We start from the raw sequence: 21,924 nt of genomic DNA, 5'->3' as shown, positions 1-21,924 counted from the left end.
GGATGTTCCTCCGACGGAACAATTCAAGATCCTCAAACGAACCCTTCCGGCATTGCGACGTATCGGCATCATTTTTGACCCGAATATATCGAGTGAATTGGTGGCTAAAGCAGTGGATGAGGCTCAAAATCTTGGATTATCAATCAAAACGCTCGAGATTCATAGTCGAAACGAGGTTCCCAACGCGATCCGACAGATGAGGGGTCAGGTGGATGCCGTCTGGATGGTTCCCGATTCAACGGTCTACTCCGAAGAAAGTCTACCGTTCATTTTTACTTATACTATGGACGAAAAGATCCCTTTTATGGCCTTTTCTGAAAGTTTTGTCGATGCGGGAGCGCTTCTCTCGCTTTCTCCGGACTATAAAGAAGTCGGCCGTCAGGGGAGTCTGAAAGTTGATGATGTCCTGACCGGAAAAAGTCAAAATCCGGGCCATCTGTTTAAATATCGTTTGGTATTAAACGTTAAAACTGCCAAGAAACTCAACATTGAAATACCCAGATCCATTTTGAATGATGCCAGCAGGGTAATCGATGAGAAATAGTTATTCAAAAAAAGAGCTTGCGTGATCCGAAAGGATGTGGTACCTTACCAATAGACAATTTGTCTGATCATTACGGTTTTCTTGAATTTTTAAGTTTTTAAAATTTAAATAAGGAACGAAGCAGACCGCAGATAAAGTTTTTCTGGGGTCTTTTTTTTTCAGAATTCAAAATAATCGTTCGGAAGACAAAGACAAAACAAATTATTTAAGGAGGGTGTTTCATGGTTAAAGGTACAGTCAAGTGGTTCAACGCGAGCAAAGGTTATGGATTTCTTTCTCAGGAAAATGGCGAAGATGTGTTCGTTCATTACTCGGCGCTTCAGGGAGATGGTTATAAATCCTTGAACGAAGGGGAAGCGGTTGAATTTGAAATCACGACTGGCGCAAAAGGTCTTCAGGCCGCGTCAGTAGTCAAAATCTAATTCTATCCAAATTTGAACGGGCTTATTTGATTGAATAAGTCTTTGAGGAAGCCGTTGCTCCATAATGAAGCAACGGCTTTTTTATTGAATCACGGCAAAAGAGGGTTGGTTTAGCTGGTTGATTCCCCCACCGTAAATGCCTAAAGATATCCAGTTCAATCCATTCATATCATCCATTCGAACAATCCGGTTATTCCCGGAATCGGTGACGTAGATCTTTCCAGTGGGATCAACATAAACTCCTATAGGAGAATTCAGTTGATTCGGTCCATTTGTCATAAAGACGGTCCAATTTGTTCCGTTCATATCATCCATTCGAACAATCCGGTTATTCCCCGTATCGCTCACGTAAATCTTATTCGATGAATCGACAAAAATCCCCATAGGAGCTGAGAACTGGCCAATACCATTTCCGTAGATTCCAAAATAATTCCAAGTCACTCCTGTCGGATCTACTACTGCGATCCGGTTGTTTCCGGTGTCAGAAATATAAATATTCCCGGGAGCATCTACAAATAGACCGGCAGGGTTAGCTAGACCTGTAAATACCATCCAACCCGCGCCGTTCATATCGTCCATTCGAACAATCCGGTTGTTTCCGGTATCAGACACATAGATCTTTCCGACAGAATCCACGTAGATTCCTGTGGGTGTGGTTAATTGATTCGACCCGCTATTCGCAAAAAAGGTCATATTGGTCCCGGTGATATCATCCATCCGAACAATCCGGTTATTTCCCGTATCCGCAAGATAGATTTTGCCCGCCGAATCGAGATAGACCCCCTGGGGATTGGAAAATCCGGATCGGGACGTCCAATAGGCACTATTTCCACTCAAATCATCGATCCGGACAACTCGACCATTTAACGAGTCAGTCAGGTAAATTTTCGGGAGAACTTTCGGCGTCGTGGCAGCTGCAGGGGCCGTACTACTGTCTCCACAGCCTTGCAACATGACTACAAAAGAGATCAGTATCATCAAAATGGCGTTCTGCTGGAATTTCATTTACGTTCTTTTTATCTCCCCTCTTATTTTATTTCAACTAAGGTACAGTCAACAGAGTGTTCCCCGTATATGAACCAATCCTAGCAGAAATAATTGCTTTCGATTGAGACGGACCGATAACGGTTACCAACCCGGTGGCGGTTATCGTAGCTGCAAGGGGCGTATTCGGGATTGGGTCCGAACTCCAGGTAACAAACGGGGTTAGATTATTATTACTTCCATCATGATAAAGTCCCGTCGCCGTATACTGCTGTCTGGTACCGACTGACAAATTCAGATTGGCTGGGGTGACCATGATCGATTCCAAAGCCACTTCCGGGCTGACCGATAAAGAAGTGCTCGCTGTGATACCGTCATGCGTCGCGCTTATCTGAGCCGTTCCAGGTCCTAAGGCCAACGCATAACCTGAGGGATAAACATTGGCCACGGATGTCATTGAAGAACTTGAAGTGCTCCAGGCGGCCAGAGATGAAATATCGACGGTTCCGCCATTGTAAGTCCCCATTGCCCTGAACTGTTGAACCATTCCGGTAAACATCGTGGCAATCGGATTCGTTGCCGCTCCGGTGCTCCAACTTACCAGCGAAGTCACATCATAATTGGTTCCGTCGGAATAGTTCGCGTCCGCCGTGAATTTTTGAGTTGACCCGACAGGAATCGTGGGATTTAATGGCGTTACTGTAATGGATTGAAGTGTTGCTGGGCTTATCACCAAGGTGGAATTCCCGCTTATCGGCGTAACAAAACCCGGTGGCGTCGTTGTCGCAATAATCGTAGAAGTCGCATTTGCAGGTCCAATTGCGGTTGCCAGACCCGTATTATTGACAAAAACATTGGTCGGACTATCCACGCTCCAGATAACTTGGGAAGTGATGTCATGGGTCGATGTATCCGAAAAAGTTCCATTCGCCTTATATTGAATACTCCTCCCGCCAGGAATCGTGGTTAGATTGGAGGCATTGGATACAGCCACCGAAACAAGATTCGCCGCGGTTACCGTAAATAGTGGTGAATTCCCTAACGGATTCCCATTTAATGCCGCATTGATACTTGAGCTACCCGGACTAATGGCCGTTGCCAATCCACCTGTGTCGATCGAAACGAAGGATCCATTTGAAGAGCTCCAGACCACATGTGGGGTAATATCATACAGCTTACTATCTGAATAGCTTGCGGTAACCGAAAATTGCCGGCTCAGTCCTACTGGAAGGGTAGTTGCAGTCCCAATTGTCACGGAGTTTAATGTTATTGAACTATCCAAACTTAATAAGGTGTGCCCAGACACCCCACTTATCGTCGCAGAAATGTCCGAAGTTCCCGACCCAGTTTTCGCAACCGTTGCAACACCGAGAGGACTAATCGAAGAGACCGTCGCATCGGAGGTACTCCAATTCACCAGTGTAGAGATATTTTTTATGCTCAAATCCGAATAGTGCCCCTCGGCGGTCAATTGCAGGTTCACATTATTGGGCAGAATAGGGGTTTCCGGTTTAATAACAATCGATTGAAGAGTGGCTGAACTAACGGTCAAAGGGACACTCCCAGAAATGCTTCCAATAGAGGCACTTACATTAACAACGCCCGACCTGACTGCGGTCGCTACACCCGGCGGGCTGATTGTCGGACTCTCGGGGGTGAGCGTTATATATTTTAGTTGTTGGTCACAGCTTCCGCCGGTGAGAGTTAAAAGAGAGATGAAGCCCAATACATGAACAAACCTGAATCGATTTGGCATTTTCTTTTGCATGAAAAGTTCCTTGAATAAATGGCGCCGAATTGAATCAGCTAATCCTAAACCGGGTTATTTTACTAAACCCTTCGAATCTATAAAAGGATTATTTTGTAATGATTTGTTTTGACGAAAGGACAATTAAGAGGGCATTGCGGGTAGTGCGAGATTGTCAATCAGGCGGGTTTTGCCGATCCATAGCGCCAGGAGAATAACGGCAGCTGGAATAACCGGGTCGACCCGTTCCAGACTCTCCGGATGGACAATGTCCAGATAATCGACTCTGGCTCCAAGTTCTTTTTCGATTTCATTCATGATCTCTTTTTTGATTGCCTCAGCGCTTCTTTCTCCCCGAGCGTACTTCTCCCTTCCGGTGATTAACGCCCGATACAAAACGGTTGCTGCTCTTCTCTCCTCGCGAGTCAGGTAACTGTTCCGCGAACTCATTGCCAACCCATCGGACTCCCGAAGGGTCGGTAACACCTCGACCTGGACCGGCAGAAAGAAATCATGCACCAATTTCTTAAGAATCACCGTCTGCTGAAAATCTTTCGCCCCCAGAAATAGATTCTGCGGCTGAACGATGTTCAAAAGCTTTAAAACAATCGTTGCCACTCCCTGAAAATGACCCGGACGGCTCGCACCGCAATATCGATCCATGATTTCTTCCATGACAATGAAAGACTTTGTCCCTCCTTCAATCATCTCTTCACTCTTGGGAACAAAAAGGAAATGAACTCCTGCAGACTGACACTTGAACGTATCTCCTTCAAGATCCTGCGGGTAAATTTTGAAATCTTCCAGTGGACCAAACTGCAACGGATTGACAAAGATGGATACGACCACCTGATCACAACGACGAGAGGCTTCTCTTATCAGCGAAAGATGACCATCGTGGAGAAACCCCATGGTCGGGACAAAACCAACCGTTTTCCCCTCTTTCCGAATCGCCGACGAAACGGACTGCATTTCTTTCAGACTGATTAATGTTTTCATGCCGGGGATTGGCTATTTTATTTTCATGGGATTGTAATATTGCATACCGACTTTCATCTGGCGGATCTGTTTGATCAGATCCTCCATCTCCGGCCTCGACTGGACAAAATCGATATCATTGGTCTGAATAATCAAAAGAGGCGAATCTCCATAATTGAAAAAAAACTGATTGTAATTTTCAATCAGGAGGTTCAGGTAATCTTCTTCAATCTCCTTCTCAAACTCTCTTCCCCGTTTTTTGATCCTTTGAAATAAAGTTTTGGGTTCTGCCTGGAGGTAAATCACCAGGTCTGGTTTCGGAATTTGGCCCTGGAGGAGCTGCTGTATCTGCTGATAGAGAACAAATTCTTCATCATTCAGGTTAATCGACGCAAAAATCTGGTCTCTCGCAAAGAGATAATCCAGAACCGTACTTTTTGAGAAAAGATCGAGTTGAAAAAGTTCCTGCTGCTGGCGGTAGCGTGAAAAGAGAAAAAACAGCTGCGTTTGAAAAGCATAATGTTCGGGTTGGTGATAAAACTTGGCTAGAAAAGGGTTCTCATCTACCTTTTCAAGAATGGCCCTTCCTTTGAGCTCCTTGGCCAGCATTTGCGCCAGGGTGGTCTTTCCCACGCCAATGGGCCCTTCGATTGCGATATAACGATGATCTTTTGTCGCCTCTTTCATTTTATTTCAAGAGTCTCCGAAAAATCATGCTTTAACTTTTGGACCGATTCAGGCGACGTATTCATCTTTAAGAGTTCCTGCACCGTCTTTTTAAAGACAGGATGTTTCCATTCGGGCGCAATCTCAGCCAGCGGGATCAAAGCGAATTTTCTAAGATGCAGACGAGGATGAGGAATCAGGAGATCCTCTTCATTGATAATTTGTTTGCCGAAAAAAAGGAGATCGATATCCAGCGTTCTGGGAGCGTTCAAAAGAGTTCGGATTCTACCAGCCATTTTTTCGAGTTGGAGAAAACGGGTTAAAAGAATTCTTGCAGAAAGGGAAGTCTCGATCCGAAGAACCGCATTCAAATAGTCCGGCTGTCGAACGCCTCCGACGGGTTCAGTTTCATAATAAGAAGACTGACCAGACAGTTTGGTTTGGGGGAAACGGCTTATCCTCGCAATCGTCCTCTGGAGCGTATCCAGCCGGTTTCCCAGATTGGCACCTATTCCGACGAATGCAATCATCTCAAAATCCCAGAACGGCCTGCATGTCATACATTCCTGGGGGTCTGTTGACCACCCATTCCGCGGCCCGTATCGCCCCCTGCGCAAAGTTGTCCCGGGAGGTCGCCTTATGGGTTATTTCCAGACGTTCTCCCAGTCCCGCGAAATAGACGGTATGCTCCCCGACAATATCCCCCGCGCGCACCGACTGAATCCCGATCTCTTTCTTTTTCCTCTCCCCCGTCATTCCCTGCCGGTGGTAGACGGCTACCTCCTCCAGTTTCTCTCCCATCGCCTCGGACAGGATCTGAGCCATTTTGAGGGCCGTTCCGCTTGGCGCGTCTTTTTTGAGATGGTGATGAAGCTCGACAACCTCCATATCGTAGTCTCGGGACATTTTCGCAGCCGCTTCTTTGAGGAGTTTAAACATCACATTGACACCGATGCTCATATTGGGAGAAAAAACCAGGGCCACTTTTTTTGACGTAGAGCCAAGGGAATCAATCTGTTTTGAAGAAAATCCTGTGGTTCCAATCACGAGGGGCACTCCCCGCCTCTCCGCCCAATCGCAGGTCGCAATCGTTGAGACTGGGGAGGAAAAATCGATACAGACGGTCCCGGATTGAACGGATGGGGGAAATTCTTCTGAAACCCTGACACCAGATTTTCCCACACCTGCCATTTCGCCGGCATCCCTGCCAATTGCGGGATGGCCTTTCATTTCAACCGCGCCGGAGAGAAGAAAGCGGGAATCCCCCAAGATCAGTGAAATAATCTTGTTGCCCATTCTTCCACCGGCGCCCTTGACTAAAATCGAAGTCATCCTTCGGAACTCCCCGATGGAATCAGGTGGTATTCATGCAAAACTTTTTTCATTTTTTCCAGGTACTTGTCCGACAGGGGGGTCAGTGGAAGCCTGAGCGTATTGGGGCATTTTCCCATCAGGAAGAGAGCCGCCTTTACCGGAATCGGATTTGTTTCCAGAAACATCGTGTCATGAAGGGGAAGGTATTGGTAGTGAACCTCTCTTGCTTTTTGAATATCTCCCCGATTGAACGAATCGACAAGAATTTGCAGGGCTTTTGGAAAAATATTGGAAGTCACCGAAATAACCCCTTTCCCTCCGATGGCTAGAACAGGAAGGGTCAACCCGTCATCTCCTGATAACAGGTTGATTTGATCTCCGCAGAGGCGGATGATTTCCATCATCTGGACCAGGGAACCCGAAGCCTCTTTGATTGCGACAATCCTTTCAAGCGACGCCAACCGAGCCACCGTCTCGGGGAGCATGTTGACACCGGTACGGCCCGGTATATTGTATAGAATAAGGGGAATTCGACACTTTTCGTGAATCTTCTGATAGTGAGTAAAGAGACCTTCCTGAGTCGGTTTATTGTAGTACGGCGTTGTCAAAAGCGCGGCATCTGCACCCGCCTTTTCGGCAAACTGGGTCAGGGCGATGGCTTCTTCTGTACTGTTAGAGCCGGTACCGGCGATCACACGGGTTCTTCCTTTTGCCATTTTGATGGTAAATGCGATCACCTCCTGATGTTCCTGATGATTGAGGGTGGCAGACTCGCCTGTGGATCCACACGGAACGATTCCATCAACCCCTTCCTCAATCTGAAAATCAATCAGCTGGGACATGATCTGTGAATCAAACCTGCCGTTCTGATCAAACGGGGTAACCATTGCCGTCATAACTCCCGAAAAAATTTTCTTATTCATAGGCTCTCTCCTCGTATCCGCATCCTTGTTTCTTCAGTAATTCCAGGCATCCGGATGTAATATCCCTTCATAAATGACTCTGGAATCTCCTTCCAGAAAAATGTCAGAAAACTCATTATCTCTCTTCTTAAAATAAACGGTCAGCGGGATATTTCCTTTTGGGTAGACCGTAACAGGTGATGACAAATTATATAGAATGTGTCCTGTCAGCACACTGGCAACGGCGCCTGTTCCGCAGGCCAGTGTTTCAGCTTCAACCCCTCTTTCAAAGGTTCGCATTCTGATCTCACGTTCGTTCAGAATGTCAACAAAGTTCGCATTGGTTCCATCCGGCAGAAACTCCATATGGTGTCGAACCCTGCTCCCAATCTCCGAAACATTGATCAGGTCAATATCCTTGGCAAAATGGATCCAGTGCGGCACGCCCAGGATCATGAAATGACCTTCCCATTTTCTTTGGCTAAAAAAAAGATTTTTATTTAACTCAATCCGACCTGGGAGCATCATGCTGACCTTGACGGAATTTTTTTTTACTTCGGCAGATACAATGCCCGCTTTGGTTTCAAACGTCAAAGAAGGACGCGCAATCTTTTTTAAAACCGAAAAATAGGCGGCACATCGTGAGCCATTGCCGCAAAAGGTCACCTCTTCGCCATCCGCATTAAAATAGCGCCATTTAAAATCAGCTTTGGTTGATTTTTCGATCAGGATCAGGCCGTCGGACCCGACAGAAAGACCTTTCGTACATACTTTTTTAACAAAAGTTTTTGCGGAATTGTTTTTTACTTTCTGATTTCGGTTATCGATAACAATAAAATCGTTACCGCTTCCGCTCATTTTAAAAAATTCGATGGACTGTTTCATTGATGTTGATCAAATTGCCTTTCCGGCAATTTACGGCTTCCCGGTTAGGAGAATTTCGAGTTCCTGGACCTCTGTCCTGGTTACCTGGCGGTCTTCCATGACTTCCCGAAGTTTTCCGCCTACCTGGGCCACGCGTTCTTTCGATTCAAGACCCCTTTTGGCGGAATTAAAAAAGTGGTGAAGATCGGAAAGGATTTTTTTTCTCTCATCCGAATCCACCTCGGGTAGAAACGCCTTCTCAAAGACTTCCCGATCTAACACATATTTTTCAATGGTATAAATAGTCACTTTATCACCCTCAAAAGCCAAAAACAATAAGGAAAAAACCGCGATTCCCGAGACGATAATCAGGATCAGGAAAAAGACTTTCTCCTTCTTTGGTTTAGTTAAAACACTCTCTTCTTCAGTCAATTTTGTCTATTTCACCTGAATGAATGGAAAACCGCTTGAAAAGGCTGATCATTGAGAGGGGTCTATCTGCAAGGCCGCAGAAGCGAGGTAAGCGGAGCGTACAGAGTTAGTACGTGAGCATTACCGAGCGACGAGAACGCCGCAGATAGGCTCTTATCGATGATCAGGTTAAAAAAGGAGGGATTTTTTCCCGCCGCACCAGATCCTCAAAGTCCTCTCTCTCGCGGATCACGGAAAAATGGGACCCATTCACCAGGACTTCGGGGACATTCGGCCGGGAATTATAATGAGACGACATGGAAAATCCGTAGGCTCCGGCATCCATAATCGCCAGATATTCACCCGGATAAAGCTCTCCCATCTCCCGTTCTTTCGCAAAGAAATCACCCGATTCGCAAACCGGTCCTACCACGTCCACTTTTTTAAAAGGCCGGTCTGCCTGAACGAGAGGACGGATCTCATGATAGGCCTGATACAACGAGGGACGGATGAGTTCAGACATTCCCGCGTCGACTACGACGAACGATCTGTCGGAAGAAGTTTTAGTATATAGGACCCGGGAGATCAAAGAACCACTTTTTCCGACAAGGGACCGCCCCGGCTCCAGAATAATCCGGCAACCGAGCGGCTTCAATATTGGAATAATGGCAGCCGCCATTTCAGAAGGGCTCGGAGCGGATTCTCCCTCATAGGGAATTCCCAAACCACCCCCGATATCGAGAACCGAAATGTGGATGTCATGGGATCTTACCTTTTGAATAAACTCTGCCACTTTTTTAATCGCTTCAACAAAAGGGGCCAATTCGGTCAATTGGGACCCGATATGCTGATGCACTCCGATCATTTTGACATGGGTCAGGGATTTGGCTTCCAAATACACTTCCAGGGCTTCTTCCATATCAATTCCAAATTTGCTCTCCTTCATTCCGGTTGAAATATAAGGATGGGTCATTGGGTCGATGCTGGGATTAACTCGAATGGCAACCGGAGCGGTCTTTCTTTCGGATTTTGCGACCTCATCGATGAGCTGAAGTTCCTGAAAAGACTCCACATTCATCAGGTATATTCCGGTCCGAAGCGCGGACGCAATCTCGCCCCGCATTTTTCCCACGCCTGCAAAAACAATCTTTTCAGAAGGGATTCCTGCACGAAGTGACCTGAACAGTTCTCCTCCTGAAACGATATCCGCTCCGCCGCCCATCTTTCCGAAAGTCTTTAATATCGCCAGGTTGGAGTTGGCCTTGACGGCATAGCAGATCAGGTGGGGAATATCCTGGAAAGCGGCATCGTAAGCCTTAAATTGGCTGGTCAAAGATCGGTAACTGTAAAGATAGAACGGTGTTCCCACTTCGAACGCTATTTTAGATACCGGAACCTCTTCACAATAAAGCTGATTTGTCACGTCATGAAAAATGTCCATTATCCCCTCTAAATCCAGCCTTTTCCGACAGATTGTAAATCCATATGCGAGCGATTTCCAGGCGGTATCGGATCTCCCTTCTTTCCACATCCATTTAAAAATATGATCAGCACCATCAGAAACAGAACCTGTTTCAATTTCACCTCAATCCGCTATTCGATGCCGTTTTTTCAGCTGATTCAGCCGTTGGACAACCCGGGATTTCGCAGTCCCGCCAATCACATCTCTCTTGGCAAGAGAAGAATTTAGAGTCAGATCGATAATGTCGTTATTAAATCGTCTGGAAAATTTCCAATATTCCTGGATCGTGAGTTCTTCCAGACTTTTTCCGCATTCCATGCAGTATCGAACGATTTTCCCTGTAATTTCGTGCGCAATGCGAAAAGGGACTCCCTGGCCTACCAGGTAATCCGCAATATCGGTTGCCAGCAGAAAACCCGACTTCGTTCCCTCCAGAAGAGCCAAACGATTCACTTTCAATCCGGAAAGGAGTTCGGCAGTTAAAGCCAAAACAGGCTTTATTAGATCCAGGGTCTGGAAAAGGGGTACTTTATCTTCCTGAAGATCGCGATTATACGAAAGGGGAAGCCCCTTCATCAGGGTTAAAGCCGAAACCAGATTTCCGTAAACATGTCCTGTCTTTCCACGGATCAGTTCGGGAACATCGGGATTTTTCTTTTGCGGCATCATACTGCTTCCCGTGCAGAAACCATCCGGCAGTTCCACGAAACCAAATTCGGAAGACGACCAGAGGACGAGCTCTTCGCTAAGACGCGATAGATGCATCATACAGATTGAAGCAAAGGAATGAAATTCAATAACAAAGTCGCGGTCGCTGACGGCATCAAGGCTGTTTTGGCTGACTGACGGAAACGAGAGCAAGCGGGCGGTATATTCGCGATCCAGGGGGAATCCGGAACCCGCCAGCGCTCCCGATCCAAGCGGCATCACATTCACTCTTCTTAATAGATCTCCCATTCGCTCCTTATCCCGCTCGAACATTTCGTAATAAGCAAGAATATGATGTGAAAAGAGGACTGGCTGTGCCTTCTGAAGGTGCGTGTATCCGGGCATAACGGCTTCGAGATGCTTTTGAGCCAGAAGAATCATTACTTTTTGCAAGTGATTCAAAAGTCCCAGGATTTCCTCCGCTTCGCTTCTTAAATAGAGCCTGAGGTCCAACACAACCTGATCATTCCTGCTTCGCCCCGTATGAAGTTTTCCTCCGACAGGCCCGATTTTTTCGATTAACCTTAATTCGATATTCATATGAATATCTTCGGCCGATTCCAAAAACTTGAACTTTCCTTTTTCAATATCAATTTGAATGGTTTCCAGCCCCTGAATCATTTTGGCCGATTCCGATCTTGAAAGGATTCCGGCGCGATGAAGCGTCTTGCAATGGGCAATGCTCCCTTCAATGTCGAAACGCGCAAGTCTTTTATCGAAATGAATGGAAGAGGTAAATTTTTCGACATTCAATCGGGTCGTTTCAGAAAAACGGCCCCCCCATAGTTTTTTATTATGACTCTCTTTTTTTACCGCCATTTAGAATTTTCTCGATTGCAATTTCAGCCGCAGCGCGTTCAGTTTGATGAAGCCCTCTGCATCCTTCTGGTTATAAACGTCTTCCTGGTCAAACGTTGCCAGAGAATGTTGATAGAGGGAATTCTTTGATTTTCTCCCCATGACCAGACAATTTCCTTTATAAAGTTTCAACCGAACAATTCCGGTTACCCGTTCCTGGGATTGATCGATCGCGACTTGAAGCATTTTTCGTTCCGGTGAATACCAATAACCGTAATAGACCAGTTCCGCATACCGCGGGATCCACGAATCTCTCAGGTGCAGCACTTCCCGGTCCAGGGTAATTGATTCAAGGGCCCTGTGTGCCTTGTGAAGGATCGTTCCACCCGGGGTCTCATAGACGCCGCGGGATTTCATTCCAACATAACGGTTTTCAACCAGGTCCACCCGACCGATGCCATGTCTTCCTCCAATCCGGTTAAGCCGGCTAAGAAGGTTTGCGGGTGAATACTGTTCCCCGTCCAGAGCCACCGGATTTCCCCCTTCGTAGCCGATTTCGAGAATCTGCGGCTTCTGTGGTGCCTTCTCGGGGGAAAGCGTCATCTGGAACATTTCGGAAGGAGGCTCCTTCCAGGGATCTTCTAAAATCCCTCCTTCATAGCTGGTATGAAAAAGATTTCGGTCAATACTATACGGTTTGGAGCGCGAAGCCGTAACCGGAATCTGGTTCTCCTTTGCATAATCTATTAAGTCCCCCCTCGATCGAAATGCCCACTCCCTCCAGGGAGCAATAATTTTCACCGATGGCATAAGGGAAAAATAGGTCAATTCAAATCGAACCTGATCATTCCCTTTGCCGGTTGCACCATGGGCCACCGCATCCGCTTTCTCTTTCCGGGCAATATCGATCTGCTTTTTTGCGATTAACGGACGTGCAATAGAAGTTCCTAACAGGTACTCTCCTTCATAAATCGCTTCCGCTCTCAGCATGGGGAAAACGAAATCCCTGACAAACTCTTCCCGGAGATCCTCGACGTAGACCTTATCCGCCCCTGTTTTGATCGCTTTAGCTCGTACTTCGGAGAGATTCTCTTCCTGTCCAAGATCAGCGCAAAAGGCAATCACCCGACATCGATAATTTTCTTTCAACCAGGTAATAATCACCGAGGTGTCCAGGCCGCCAGAATAAGCCAGGACGACTTTCTTTGCGTCGGATTTGCCCATAATTTCCTTTCTCGAGATTTTATTTACGGCTTGAAGAGGACTTTCCAGGCTTTTTGAGTAACATTTCCAGCAACGCTTTCTGAATATGGAGCCTGTTCTCGGCCTGCTGGAAAATGACGGAGCTCTTACTCTCGATCACCTCATCGGTAATCTCCTCGCCACGGTGTGCCGGGAGGCAATGCATGACCAGTGCTTGCGGATCGGCCAGTTTCAGCATTTCGCTGTTTAATTGATAAGGTTTGAAAATTTCTTTAAACCCCTTCTTTTCAAGCTCCTGCCCCATACTGACCCAGACATCGGTGTAAATGACATCTGCTTTCCTGACCGCTTCCTTGGGATCCGTCATGATTTCGACACGGCTTCCGTTCTTTGCGGCAAGCGCTTTGGCTTCCGCCACGATCGATTCCTTCGGTTGATACCCTTTCGGTGAAGCCACTTTGATATTCATCCCGACCTTGGACGTCCCCTCCAGCAGCGAATTGGCAACGTTGTTGCCGTCACCCAGATAGGCCAGAGTCAGTCCTTTGAGATTGCCCCGCTTTTCAAACAGGGTCATCAAATCCGATAAAATCTGGCAGGGGTGATGGAGATCGGTTAATCCATTGATGATCGGAATCGTGGAAAACCTGGCCCACTCTTCGACCACATCCTGGGCAAATGTTCTGATCACCAGTCCGTCGATATAAGAAGAAAGAACCCGGGCCGTGTCCCGGATGGTTTCTCCTCGCGTAAGCTGGATGTCGTAAGTCGAAAGGAAAATGGAATGCCCTCCTAATTGGGCCATCGCCACTTCAAAGGAGACCCGGGTCCGGGTTGAAGCTTTTTCAAACAGGAGCCCGAGCGTTTTCCCTTTCAGTCTCTGGTGAAGAATTTCTTTTTTGATCTCTTCTTTAAGATCCATGGCCCGGAGAATCAGAATTTCAATCTCCTCGACTGACAGGTCTTGCAATGACAACAAATCTCTCTTCATGATCCGGCGATCTCCTCAAGAACAGAACCGAGAATACGAATAAATTTTGCAACCTCCTCATCGGTAACCAACAAAGATGGCGCAAAGCGAAGGACCTTTTCGGAAGTGCAATTGATCAAAAGACCCTTCTCGAGACATTTTAATACGATTGGCCGTCCTTCGACGAGAAGTTCCATACCCATGAGCAGACCGTTTCCCCGAACCTCTTTAATAAAGGAATGGCGGACTTGCCATTTCCTGAACTGATCCAGAATCAATTCTCCCAACCGGCTGCAATTCTTAAGGAGCGAACCATCCGAAGTCAATGTTTCAAGGACGGCCAGGCCCGCACTGCAGGCAACTGGATTTCCGCCAAATGTCGAACCGTGGGAACCAAATGAAAAGGCCTGATTGACCCGATTCGTAGCAATCATCGCACCAATCGGCATGCCTCCTCCCAGTCCTTTGGCCAGCGTCAGGATGTCCGGGATCACTCCGGATTTCTGATAGGCAAATAAAGAACCCGTTCTCCCTAATCCGGTTTGAATTTCATCAAAAATCAGGAGCAAGCCATGCCGATCGGCCAGGTCACGTAACCCCTTTAAATAGGTTCCCGAAGGAACGACAACCCCTCTCTCCCCCTGGATCGGTTCTACCAATATGGCGGCCGTCTTCTCCGAAACAGCCTTCTCTGCTTCTTCCAGATCATTGTAACCTACATGTTTGAACCCGGGCAGAAGCGGCTCGTATCCCTTCCAGAGTTTCTCTTGACCCGAAGCGCTCATTCCGCCATAGGTCCTCCCGTGGAAGGATCCGGTCATACTGATAATTTCAAACCGTGCCGCATTATCACGAACGCTAAAATATTTTCTGGCCAGTTTAATGGCTGCCTCAATGGCCTCGGCGCCGCTGTTGCAGAAGAATACTTTCCCTTCAAATGTCAGTTCAATTAATCGTTTAGCGAGGTAAATTTGAGGTTCGCTATAGTAAAGGTTCGAAGCGTGAATTAATTTTTCAGACTGGGTTCGAACTGCGGAAACAATAGGGGGGAAACAATGCCCAAAGGTATTCACGGCGATACCGCTGATGAAGTCGAGGTATTCCTTACCTTCCGGGTCAAAAACCTTGCTTCCTTTCCCTTCTCGCATGACCAGAGGCGAGCGGTTATAAGTACCCATAATAAACTGATTGGATAGACGCATCAGTTCTTCAGATGTCATCGATTTCATCATTTTTGACCATTTATACAAACTCAAAAAAGTTTTAAGATACCATTAATATCATTTGAAATACAATCCAAAATATTAACTTTTAGGTTGAAAATAACGAAGCACTGTGGTACTTTTTTTCTTCAATTAAAATTCACATGCTTTCCATCACTTATCCGGGTCTATCGTTCAGAAACAGGATAGAGGGAAAAGTAGATGAGATCGGAAAGCAGCGGATCCAACCCATACCAAAGGAGTGTTTTTCATGTCTCAAATTGCTATGAAAGATTTGTTAGAAGCGGGGGTCCATTTTGGTCATCAGACCAAAAGATGGAATCCGAAAATGAAGCCCTATATTTACGGCGAACGAAATCAGATTTACATCCTTGATCTTCAGCAGACCGTCAAATTATTCAGCCAAGCCTATGAATTTGTGAGAAAAACCGCCGCGAACGGCGGCTCTATCCTTTTTGTCGGAACCAAGCGCCAGGCAGAAAGTATTGTTCGGGAAGAGGCCAAACGATGCGGAATGTATTTTGTCAGCCATCGTTGGCTGGGAGGAATGCTGACCAATTTTCAGACCATCCGGAAGAGCATTGAGAAACTCAAGAAACTTGAAGCACAAAAAGCGGACGGCACATTTGAAAAACTCCCGAAAAAAGAGGTTTCCCAGCTTGAAAAAGAGATGACGTCGCTTGAAAAGGCCCTGGGAGGAATTAAAGATTTAAAAAGACTTCCCGGCGCCATTTTTGTCATTGATACCAAGAAAGAGAGCATTGCTGTGAAAGAGGCCAACCGGCTGGGTATCCCGACCGTGGCCATTGTGGATTCCAATTGCGATCCGGATGAAATTGATTACATTATTCCAGGAAATGACGATGCCATTCGGTCGATCAAGTTACTCACAGCCCGAATTGCCGATGCAGTGATCGAAGGGAAAAACATGATCGCGGCAAAAGCTGCGGAAGATGCAAAACCTGCTCCCCTGTCACATTCTGAAATTGCGGTCGTTGCGGAAGGCGAAGAAAAAGAAACCCATGTCTAAGGTTCAATAAATTAAAGTTACGATATTTATAGACTGATCAAAATTCTCCAAATGCTAGGCCCCGGAATCGAGACAACGCAGGCGTAGGTAACTGGCACGTTGAGGAAAGTCGAGATTCGAGAACGCAACAGTTGGGCATTTTCATCAGTCTTGCAATTGCGAAAAGGAAATATTTCATGGCCGTCATAGATGCCAACATCGTTAAAGAGCTAAGAGAAAAGACCGGGGTTGGAATTATGGATTGCAAAACAGCCCTTGCAAAAACAGATGGAGATCTCGCCAAGGCAATTGAATACCTTCGTGAGAAGGGATCTCTCCAGGCCGCTAAAAAATCAGATCGTAAAACCAGCGAAGGGATTATCGGCTCCTACATCCATTCCGGCGGTAAAATCGGCGTGCTGGTTGAAGTGAATTGCGAGACCGATTTTGTCGCGCGAAATGAAGAGTTTCTTGAGCTGGTCAGGGACCTTGCCATGCAAGTTGCCGGAAGCTCGCCCGAACCCCAGTATGTGGCCAAAGAAGACGTGCCGGCGGAAATTTTGGAAAAAGAAAAACAACTTTACGTGAAACAGGCCTCCGAAGCCGGAAAACCTCCTGCGGTTTTAGAAAAGATTGCAACCGGAAAACTGGATAAGTTTCTTTCCGATATCTGTCTCCTCGAGCAGTCTTTTGTCAAAAATCCTGATTTGAAAATTAAAGATCTTCTCAACCAGAAAATCGCCAAAATTGGCGAAAATATTCAGATCAAACGGTTCGTCAAATACAGAGTCGGGGCTTAACACGCCTATCAAAATCCTCACAGGGATCAATCTAAAGCACTATGTATAAGCGTATCCTCTTAAAAATCAGCGGAGAAGCGCTCGCCGGAGACCAGGGCTATGGGATCGATCCCAAAGTCCTCGAACTGGTTGCCCATGAGGTCAAGGAGGTTTACCACCTCGGCGTGGAAGTCGCTATCGTCATTGGCGGAGGAAATATCTTTCGCGGCATTGCCGCTGCCGCGCAGGGAATGGAGCGGACATCCGCCGATTACATGGGAATGGTGGCCACCATATTAAACGCGCTAGCGCTTCAAAACATTCTTGAAAAAAACCAGGTCTTTACCCGGGTTCAATCCGCACTTGAAATAAAACAGCTTGCAGAACCCTATATTCGCCGGAGAGCAATCCGACACCTTGAAAAAAAGAGAGTTGTTATTTTTGCGGGCGGGACCGGAAACCCTTATTTCACGACGGACACTGCGGCCGTTCTGCGGGCCATGGAGATTGGCGCCGATGTGATTATCAAAGGAACCAAAGTCGAAGGGATTTTTGATAAAGATCCGATGAAACATCCGGATGCCGTTAAATTTGATTCTCTCTCGTTTCTGGATGTCATTAAAAAAGGTCTCAAAGTCATGGATACCACGGCAGTCACGTTGTGTATGGATAATAACCTTCCAATCATTGTATTTAATGTCAAGAATCGCGGCAATTTCAGGAAAGTCGCCGAACGGGATAAAATTGGGACCCTGGTTCATTGAAAGGCAAGAAATAATACATGGATGCAGAAATTAAGAAGAAATTGCAGGAAAAAGTGGAAGCCGCCATTGAACATTTCAGGAAAGAAGCTTCCGGAGTCCGTACCGGAAGAGCCTCACTTGCTTTTCTGGACGGAATTAAAGTTAATTTTTATGGAACGCCAACACCTTTAAAACAGGTTGGAACGCTGACCGTACCGGATAGCCGGACAATTCTGATTACGCCGTGGGACACTTCCGTTATTCCAGAAATTGAAAAAGCGATTCAACAGTCGGATCTGGGACTTACCCCTTCCAATGATGGAAAAGCCGTTCGACTCTCTTTTCCTCCTTTAACCGAAGAACGGAGGAAAGAGCTCGTGAAACATGTAAAAAAAATGGGTGAAGAAAACAAGGTCCACGTGAGAAATATCCGGAGAGACTTCAACGACGAATTAAAAAAGAAACAAAAAGACGCAAAAATGTCCGAAGACGACCTTAGAAAAAATCAGGATGAGGTACAGAAAACGATTGACCAGAGTATTATTAAACTCGATGAAATTATACATAAGAAAGAACAGGAAATATTAGAGGTCTAGGAGGCTCAAAATTGAAAAGGACATTGCTCAATCTTTCGGTTACTCAGTCATTGATTGTCTATCTCTGTTTTACCCTATTAATCATGGGGGCGTTCCCGGCAGATCTTTACGCCATGTTTCTCCCCTCTTCAAATCTTGAAGCGGGACAGACTGCCTCTTCAACTCCTTCGAGAGAACAAAGTATTCAAAATATTCAAAAAATACTTGAATCCAAAATTCTTCAACAACGACTAAAAGATCTTGGATTGTCTCCCGAGCAGATATCGAGCCGTGTCAACCAACTCACCGACGATCAACTCCATCGGATCTCGTCGAGAATTGACGCCATCCAGGCAGGCGGAGGAGACGATCCCCTCGGATTTATAATCGCGCTCCTGGTCATCGCGATCCTTGTCGTCGTACTTTTACAGCTCTCCGGACATAAAGTCATCATTACGAGATAACAGAGCTCGCCAAGACTATTTGAAAATAATTCGTCTCGCCTTCAGCAGAATTTGTCTTCTCGCTTTTGTTTTTCTGGCGGGATGTCATGCTTCTCTTCCCCCCCGGATCACCAATTCTTTCCCGGAACAGGCGTTCCTGATTCCGGACGTTCCATTTTTTCCTCAGAAAGACCAGTTCTGCGGACCGGCATCTCTTCAATCGATCTTTGCCTATTGGGGAATGAACATTTCCCAGCAGGAGATCTCAAAGGCAATCTATCTTCCCCAAATTAAAGGAACCTTTAACTTTGATTTAGTCACTTTCGCACGGTCGAAGGGATTTGAAACCGAGCTTCCGCCCGGTTCCCTGGAGGAAATTGAACGCCAGATCAGAATCAAGCGCCCGGTCATTGCTTTTCTTAATCTTGGGAATGCTTTTTTCCCCCTTGGACATTATATTGTCATCGTGGGTTACGATCACGTTCGTCAGGAACTGATATTTCATTCCGGCGAAAATGAATTTGAAAAAGTAACCTATAGAACATTTACGAACCAGTGGCAGAGCACCGATAACTGGATGTTGGTCGCCCATCCTCCCGAAGATAAAAATGGGTAAATATTTTACCTTTGCATATGTTATGATACTTTTGGTTTTCGCAGGCTTGGCAGGATGCGGCCATATACCCCGAATAGTCGAACTACACGACCCCTTATCGGCGCGTGAACATTTTCAGCTGGCACTTGCCTATGAGCAAAAAAAAGAAAATGATCTCGCGCTTAAGGAATATGAGGAGGTCATCCGGAAAAAATCGTTCCTGGAAGAGACTTATACCAACATGGCCAACATCTACTCTGGACAGGGAAAACGGGAACTTTCCGAAACCTATTACCTCAAGTCGATCCAGGCAAACCCGCATTACGGGAAGGCCTACAATAATCTCGCCTGGATCTATATCACGGAAAATAAATCCCTTCAGCGGGCGGAAACGCTCCTTCTTCAGGCGATTGAAAACGATCCCGATCATTCGGCATCTTATCTCGACACGCTCGGAACACTTTACGAAAAAAAGGGGCAATGGGAACGTGCTCTCGATGTCATGAGCAGAGCTGAGTCCCTCGGATTTAATGGAGAGCCCGTCCAGGAGAAGGAGTTTCTGAATCACTTCGAAAAGATACTGCTGAGTCTCAAAAGAACGAGTGAAGCTGAAAGAATTCATGAGAAGATAATTGAAATGGAAATTCAATCTCCGGAAAACGATCTCCCTCCTGTCCATGAAAATGCCCCAAGCCACTAAAGCGGATAAAAAGGAATTCTTTCCTACGGTTGCCGAAATCGACCTGAGCGCCCTGCTTCATAATCTCGGCGAGATTCGGAAATGGATCGGTCCGGAGCGCCAGATCATTGCCGTTGTCAAAGCGGATGCTTACGGTCATGGCGCGGTCAGAATTTCTCAAACGCTGGAAGAGGCAGGCGTTTCCGTCCTGGGCGTGGCACTGGTTCAGGAAGGAATAGAGCTTCGTCAAGGGGGAGTCCGGCTTCCGATCCTTGTGATGGGAAGCATTCTGAAGGAGCAGATTCCCTCGCTGGTGGATTACCGGCTGACCCCTGTTCTGTTTCAGAGCGCCTTGATCCCATTGCTGGAAAAGGAAGCTGAGTCGCAGGGGGTCACTTTACCGGTCCACATCAAGATTGATACCGGGATGGGACGACTGGGGATTCTGCCCGAAGAGCTCATAACCTTTATCAAAAAGATACTTCGGTACAAAAGAATTAAAATCGAAGGGATCATGACGCATTTGGCCGATGCGGATCGGATCGGATCTAAAAACCTTTCAGGCCAGATTCGCCTCTGGGAAAAAATCCTCGCCGATCTGGACGCCTTTCACCTGAATATTTCCCAAATTCACCTCGCCAACAGCGCGGCGATTGCTTCTCTTCGGAATCTAAAATCCAATCCTGTCAGACCCGGACTCAGCCTTTACGGTTATTCATCTATCAAAAAACCTCCCTTTTCTCTGGAACCCGTCCTGACATTTAAAACCCGAATTGTCCATTTGAAAACGGTCCCTGCAGGAACCCCCATCAGTTATGGCGGCACTTTTATTACACCCTGTCAGAGCACCATCGCAACGCTTCCTGTCGGTTACGCAGATGGGTATTGGAGAGCGCTCTCTAATTGTGGTAAAGTGCTGATTCATGGGAAGAGGGTGCCCGTTGTCGGGAGAGTCTGTATGGATATGACGATGGTTGACGTCACAAATATTACAGCCCCTCAAATCGGTGATGAGGCCGTCCTGATCGGAAAACAGGGAAAAGAGTTTATTTCAGCGGAAGAAGTGGCCGGCTGGATCGGCACGATTCCATACGAAGTACTTTGCGGCATTGGAAAAAGGGTCCCAAGAATCTATAAGGACATTTCTTGAAATTTGGCATAGAAAAATTGGGAAGGCAGACGCTCGACCTATTAAAAAAGGTCGGGGGAGCATTTTCCCTCTTTTCTCAGGCGCTCCGTTGGACTTTCACCCCCCCTATTTATTTTAGAAATATTATCCAGCAGATGGAAGCGATCGGCGTCCAGTCGATTCCTGTCGTTCTGATCACCTCCCTTTCAACCGGACTTGTTCTGGCACTTCAAAGTCATACGGGATTCAAGCGGTTTCACGCGGAAAATCTGGTGGGAACCGTGGTGGCCCTTTCCCTCACCCGTGAACTGGGGCCGGTTTTAACCGGTCTGATCGTGGCTGGCCGCGCCGGGGCTGCGATGGCGGCGGAATTGGGAACAATGAGAGTCACAGAACAGATTGACGCCTTAAGTACGCTTGCCGTCAACCCCGTCAAATACCTGATCATTCCAAGGCTCATTGCCGGACTGATCATGCTTCCAATCCTGACGATATTTGCCGACCTGATCGGAATTGTTGGAGGATATTTTATTTCCGTGGAGTATCTGTCTGCCAATCCGGTCATCTATGTCAGAAGAACTACCGAATTTCTTGAAGGAAACGATATTTACGGGGGCTTGCTTAAAGCCTGCGTGTTTGGTATCTTGATTTCCATTGTCTGTTCTTACAAAGGATTTACTACCGAAGGAGGAGCAGTCGGGGTCGGAAAAGCCACGACAGGCGCGGTCGTGATTTCAATGATACTGATCCTCGTCACAGATTATTTCTTAACCACG

General features: G+C 46.7%; 25 protein-coding genes. 11 read left to right on the top strand and 14 right to left on the bottom strand.

Translation table 11 applies throughout. The annotated features are described in order from the left end of the window. Positions 1-544: hypothetical protein (locus HY200_07880; GenBank protein MBI3594863.1), on the top strand; the 544-nt coding region annotated here is incomplete at its 5' end. Positions 545-765: 221 nt separating this feature from the next. Beyond that, the gene (locus tag HY200_07875) at positions 766-966 is read left to right on the top strand and encodes a cold-shock protein (GenBank protein MBI3594862.1); all 201 of its coding nucleotides are present in this window, start codon (positions 766-768) and stop codon (positions 964-966) included. A gap of 81 nt (positions 967-1,047) precedes the next feature. Here the strand turns inward: HY200_07875 and HY200_07870 are convergent, their stop codons facing one another. The 14 genes from HY200_07870 to HY200_07805 all read right to left on the bottom strand — a co-directional run bounded on the left by HY200_07870 (position 1,048) and on the right by HY200_07805 (position 15,202). Beyond that, positions 1,048-1,971, bottom strand: coding sequence for an NHL repeat-containing protein (locus HY200_07870; GenBank protein ID MBI3594861.1), 924 nt, complete (start codon positions 1,969-1,971; stop codon positions 1,048-1,050). 37 nt (positions 1,972-2,008) lie between these two features. Further along, entirely contained in the window at positions 2,009-3,718 is a 1,710-nt protein-coding gene (locus HY200_07865) for an Ig-like domain-containing protein (GenBank protein MBI3594860.1), read from the bottom strand. Positions 3,719-3,841: 123 nt separating this feature from the next. Next, positions 3,842-4,696, bottom strand: a complete 855-nt coding sequence (locus HY200_07860) for a pantoate--beta-alanine ligase (protein ID MBI3594859.1) — start codon at positions 4,694-4,696, stop codon at positions 3,842-3,844. A gap of 12 nt (positions 4,697-4,708) precedes the next feature. Beyond that, a complete protein-coding gene (locus HY200_07855; GenBank protein ID MBI3594858.1) occupies positions 4,709-5,362 on the bottom strand; it encodes a deoxynucleoside kinase in 654 nt (217 codons plus the stop codon). Beyond that, on the bottom strand, positions 5,359-5,871 hold the full coding sequence (folK, locus tag HY200_07850) for a 2-amino-4-hydroxy-6-hydroxymethyldihydropteridine diphosphokinase (GenBank protein ID MBI3594857.1): 513 nt from the start codon (positions 5,869-5,871) through the stop codon (positions 5,359-5,361). Before folK ends, HY200_07855 begins: the two co-directional genes overlap by 4 nt. 1 nt (position 5,872) lies before the next feature. After that, entirely contained in the window at positions 5,873-6,673 is an 801-nt protein-coding gene (gene dapB, locus HY200_07845; GenBank protein ID MBI3594856.1) for a 4-hydroxy-tetrahydrodipicolinate reductase, read from the bottom strand. Next, entirely contained in the window at positions 6,670-7,566 is an 897-nt protein-coding gene (locus HY200_07840; protein ID MBI3594855.1) for a 4-hydroxy-tetrahydrodipicolinate synthase, read from the bottom strand. Before HY200_07840 ends, dapB begins: the two co-directional genes overlap by 4 nt. 45 nt (positions 7,567-7,611) lie before the next feature. After that, on the bottom strand, positions 7,612-8,442 hold the full coding sequence (locus HY200_07835; GenBank protein MBI3594854.1) for a diaminopimelate epimerase: 831 nt from the start codon (positions 8,440-8,442) through the stop codon (positions 7,612-7,614). A 30-nt stretch (positions 8,443-8,472) separates the two neighbouring features. After that, the gene (locus HY200_07830; protein ID MBI3594853.1) at positions 8,473-8,853 is read right to left on the bottom strand and encodes a hypothetical protein; all 381 of its coding nucleotides are present in this window, start codon (positions 8,851-8,853) and stop codon (positions 8,473-8,475) included. Between the two features lie 163 nt (positions 8,854-9,016). After that, entirely contained in the window at positions 9,017-10,273 is a 1,257-nt protein-coding gene (lysA, locus tag HY200_07825; protein ID MBI3594852.1) for a diaminopimelate decarboxylase, read from the bottom strand. A gap of 144 nt (positions 10,274-10,417) precedes the next feature. Then, positions 10,418-11,821 (bottom strand): argininosuccinate lyase, encoded by a 1,404-nt coding sequence (gene argH / locus HY200_07820; protein ID MBI3594851.1) that lies wholly within the window; start codon positions 11,819-11,821, stop codon positions 10,418-10,420. After that, complete coding sequence (locus HY200_07815) at positions 11,822-13,024, bottom strand: argininosuccinate synthase (protein ID MBI3594850.1); 1,203 nt, start codon at positions 13,022-13,024, stop codon at positions 11,822-11,824. Positions 13,025-13,043: 19 nt separating this feature from the next. After that, positions 13,044-13,994, bottom strand: coding sequence for an ornithine carbamoyltransferase (gene argF, locus HY200_07810; protein MBI3594849.1), 951 nt, complete (start codon positions 13,992-13,994; stop codon positions 13,044-13,046). Then, positions 13,991-15,202, bottom strand: a complete 1,212-nt coding sequence (locus HY200_07805) for an acetylornithine transaminase (protein ID MBI3594848.1) — start codon at positions 15,200-15,202, stop codon at positions 13,991-13,993. The genes argF and HY200_07805 overlap by 4 nt, the downstream gene beginning before the upstream one ends. 244 nt (positions 15,203-15,446) lie before the next feature. Between HY200_07805 and rpsB the strand changes: the two genes are divergently transcribed. The 9 genes from rpsB to HY200_07760 all read left to right on the top strand — a co-directional run. Then, the gene (gene rpsB, locus HY200_07800; GenBank protein ID MBI3594847.1) at positions 15,447-16,226 is read left to right on the top strand and encodes a 30S ribosomal protein S2; all 780 of its coding nucleotides are present in this window, start codon (positions 15,447-15,449) and stop codon (positions 16,224-16,226) included. A gap of 176 nt (positions 16,227-16,402) precedes the next feature. Further along, complete coding sequence (tsf, locus tag HY200_07795; protein MBI3594846.1) at positions 16,403-17,005, top strand: translation elongation factor Ts; 603 nt, start codon at positions 16,403-16,405, stop codon at positions 17,003-17,005. Between the two features lie 41 nt (positions 17,006-17,046). Continuing rightward, positions 17,047-17,748, top strand: coding sequence for a UMP kinase (locus tag HY200_07790; protein MBI3594845.1), 702 nt, complete (start codon positions 17,047-17,049; stop codon positions 17,746-17,748). A gap of 17 nt (positions 17,749-17,765) precedes the next feature. Next, the gene (gene frr / locus HY200_07785) at positions 17,766-18,323 is read left to right on the top strand and encodes a ribosome recycling factor (GenBank protein MBI3594844.1); all 558 of its coding nucleotides are present in this window, start codon (positions 17,766-17,768) and stop codon (positions 18,321-18,323) included. Between the two features lie 11 nt (positions 18,324-18,334). Beyond that, entirely contained in the window at positions 18,335-18,766 is a 432-nt protein-coding gene (locus HY200_07780; protein MBI3594843.1) for a PA2779 family protein, read from the top strand. A 19-nt stretch (positions 18,767-18,785) separates the two neighbouring features. Further along, positions 18,786-19,361 (top strand): C39 family peptidase, encoded by a 576-nt coding sequence (locus tag HY200_07775; protein ID MBI3594842.1) that lies wholly within the window; start codon positions 18,786-18,788, stop codon positions 19,359-19,361. Then, positions 19,354-20,040, top strand: a complete 687-nt coding sequence (locus tag HY200_07770) for a tetratricopeptide repeat protein (GenBank protein ID MBI3594841.1) — start codon at positions 19,354-19,356, stop codon at positions 20,038-20,040. The genes HY200_07775 and HY200_07770 overlap by 8 nt, the downstream gene beginning before the upstream one ends. Continuing rightward, a complete protein-coding gene (gene alr / locus HY200_07765; GenBank protein MBI3594840.1) occupies positions 20,024-21,169 on the top strand; it encodes an alanine racemase in 1,146 nt (381 codons plus the stop codon). Before HY200_07770 ends, alr begins: the two co-directional genes overlap by 17 nt. Positions 21,170-21,177: 8 nt before the next feature. After that, positions 21,178-21,924: ABC transporter permease (locus HY200_07760; GenBank protein ID MBI3594839.1), on the top strand; the 747-nt coding region annotated here is incomplete at its 3' end.

The organism is Nitrospirota bacterium, assembly GCA_016194305.1.
Taxonomy (GTDB): Bacteria; Nitrospirota; Nitrospiria; order JACQBW01; family JACQBW01; genus JACQBW01.
The sequence above is the reverse complement of the archived record's forward strand: the minus strand, read 5'-3'. Positions and strand labels throughout refer to the sequence as shown.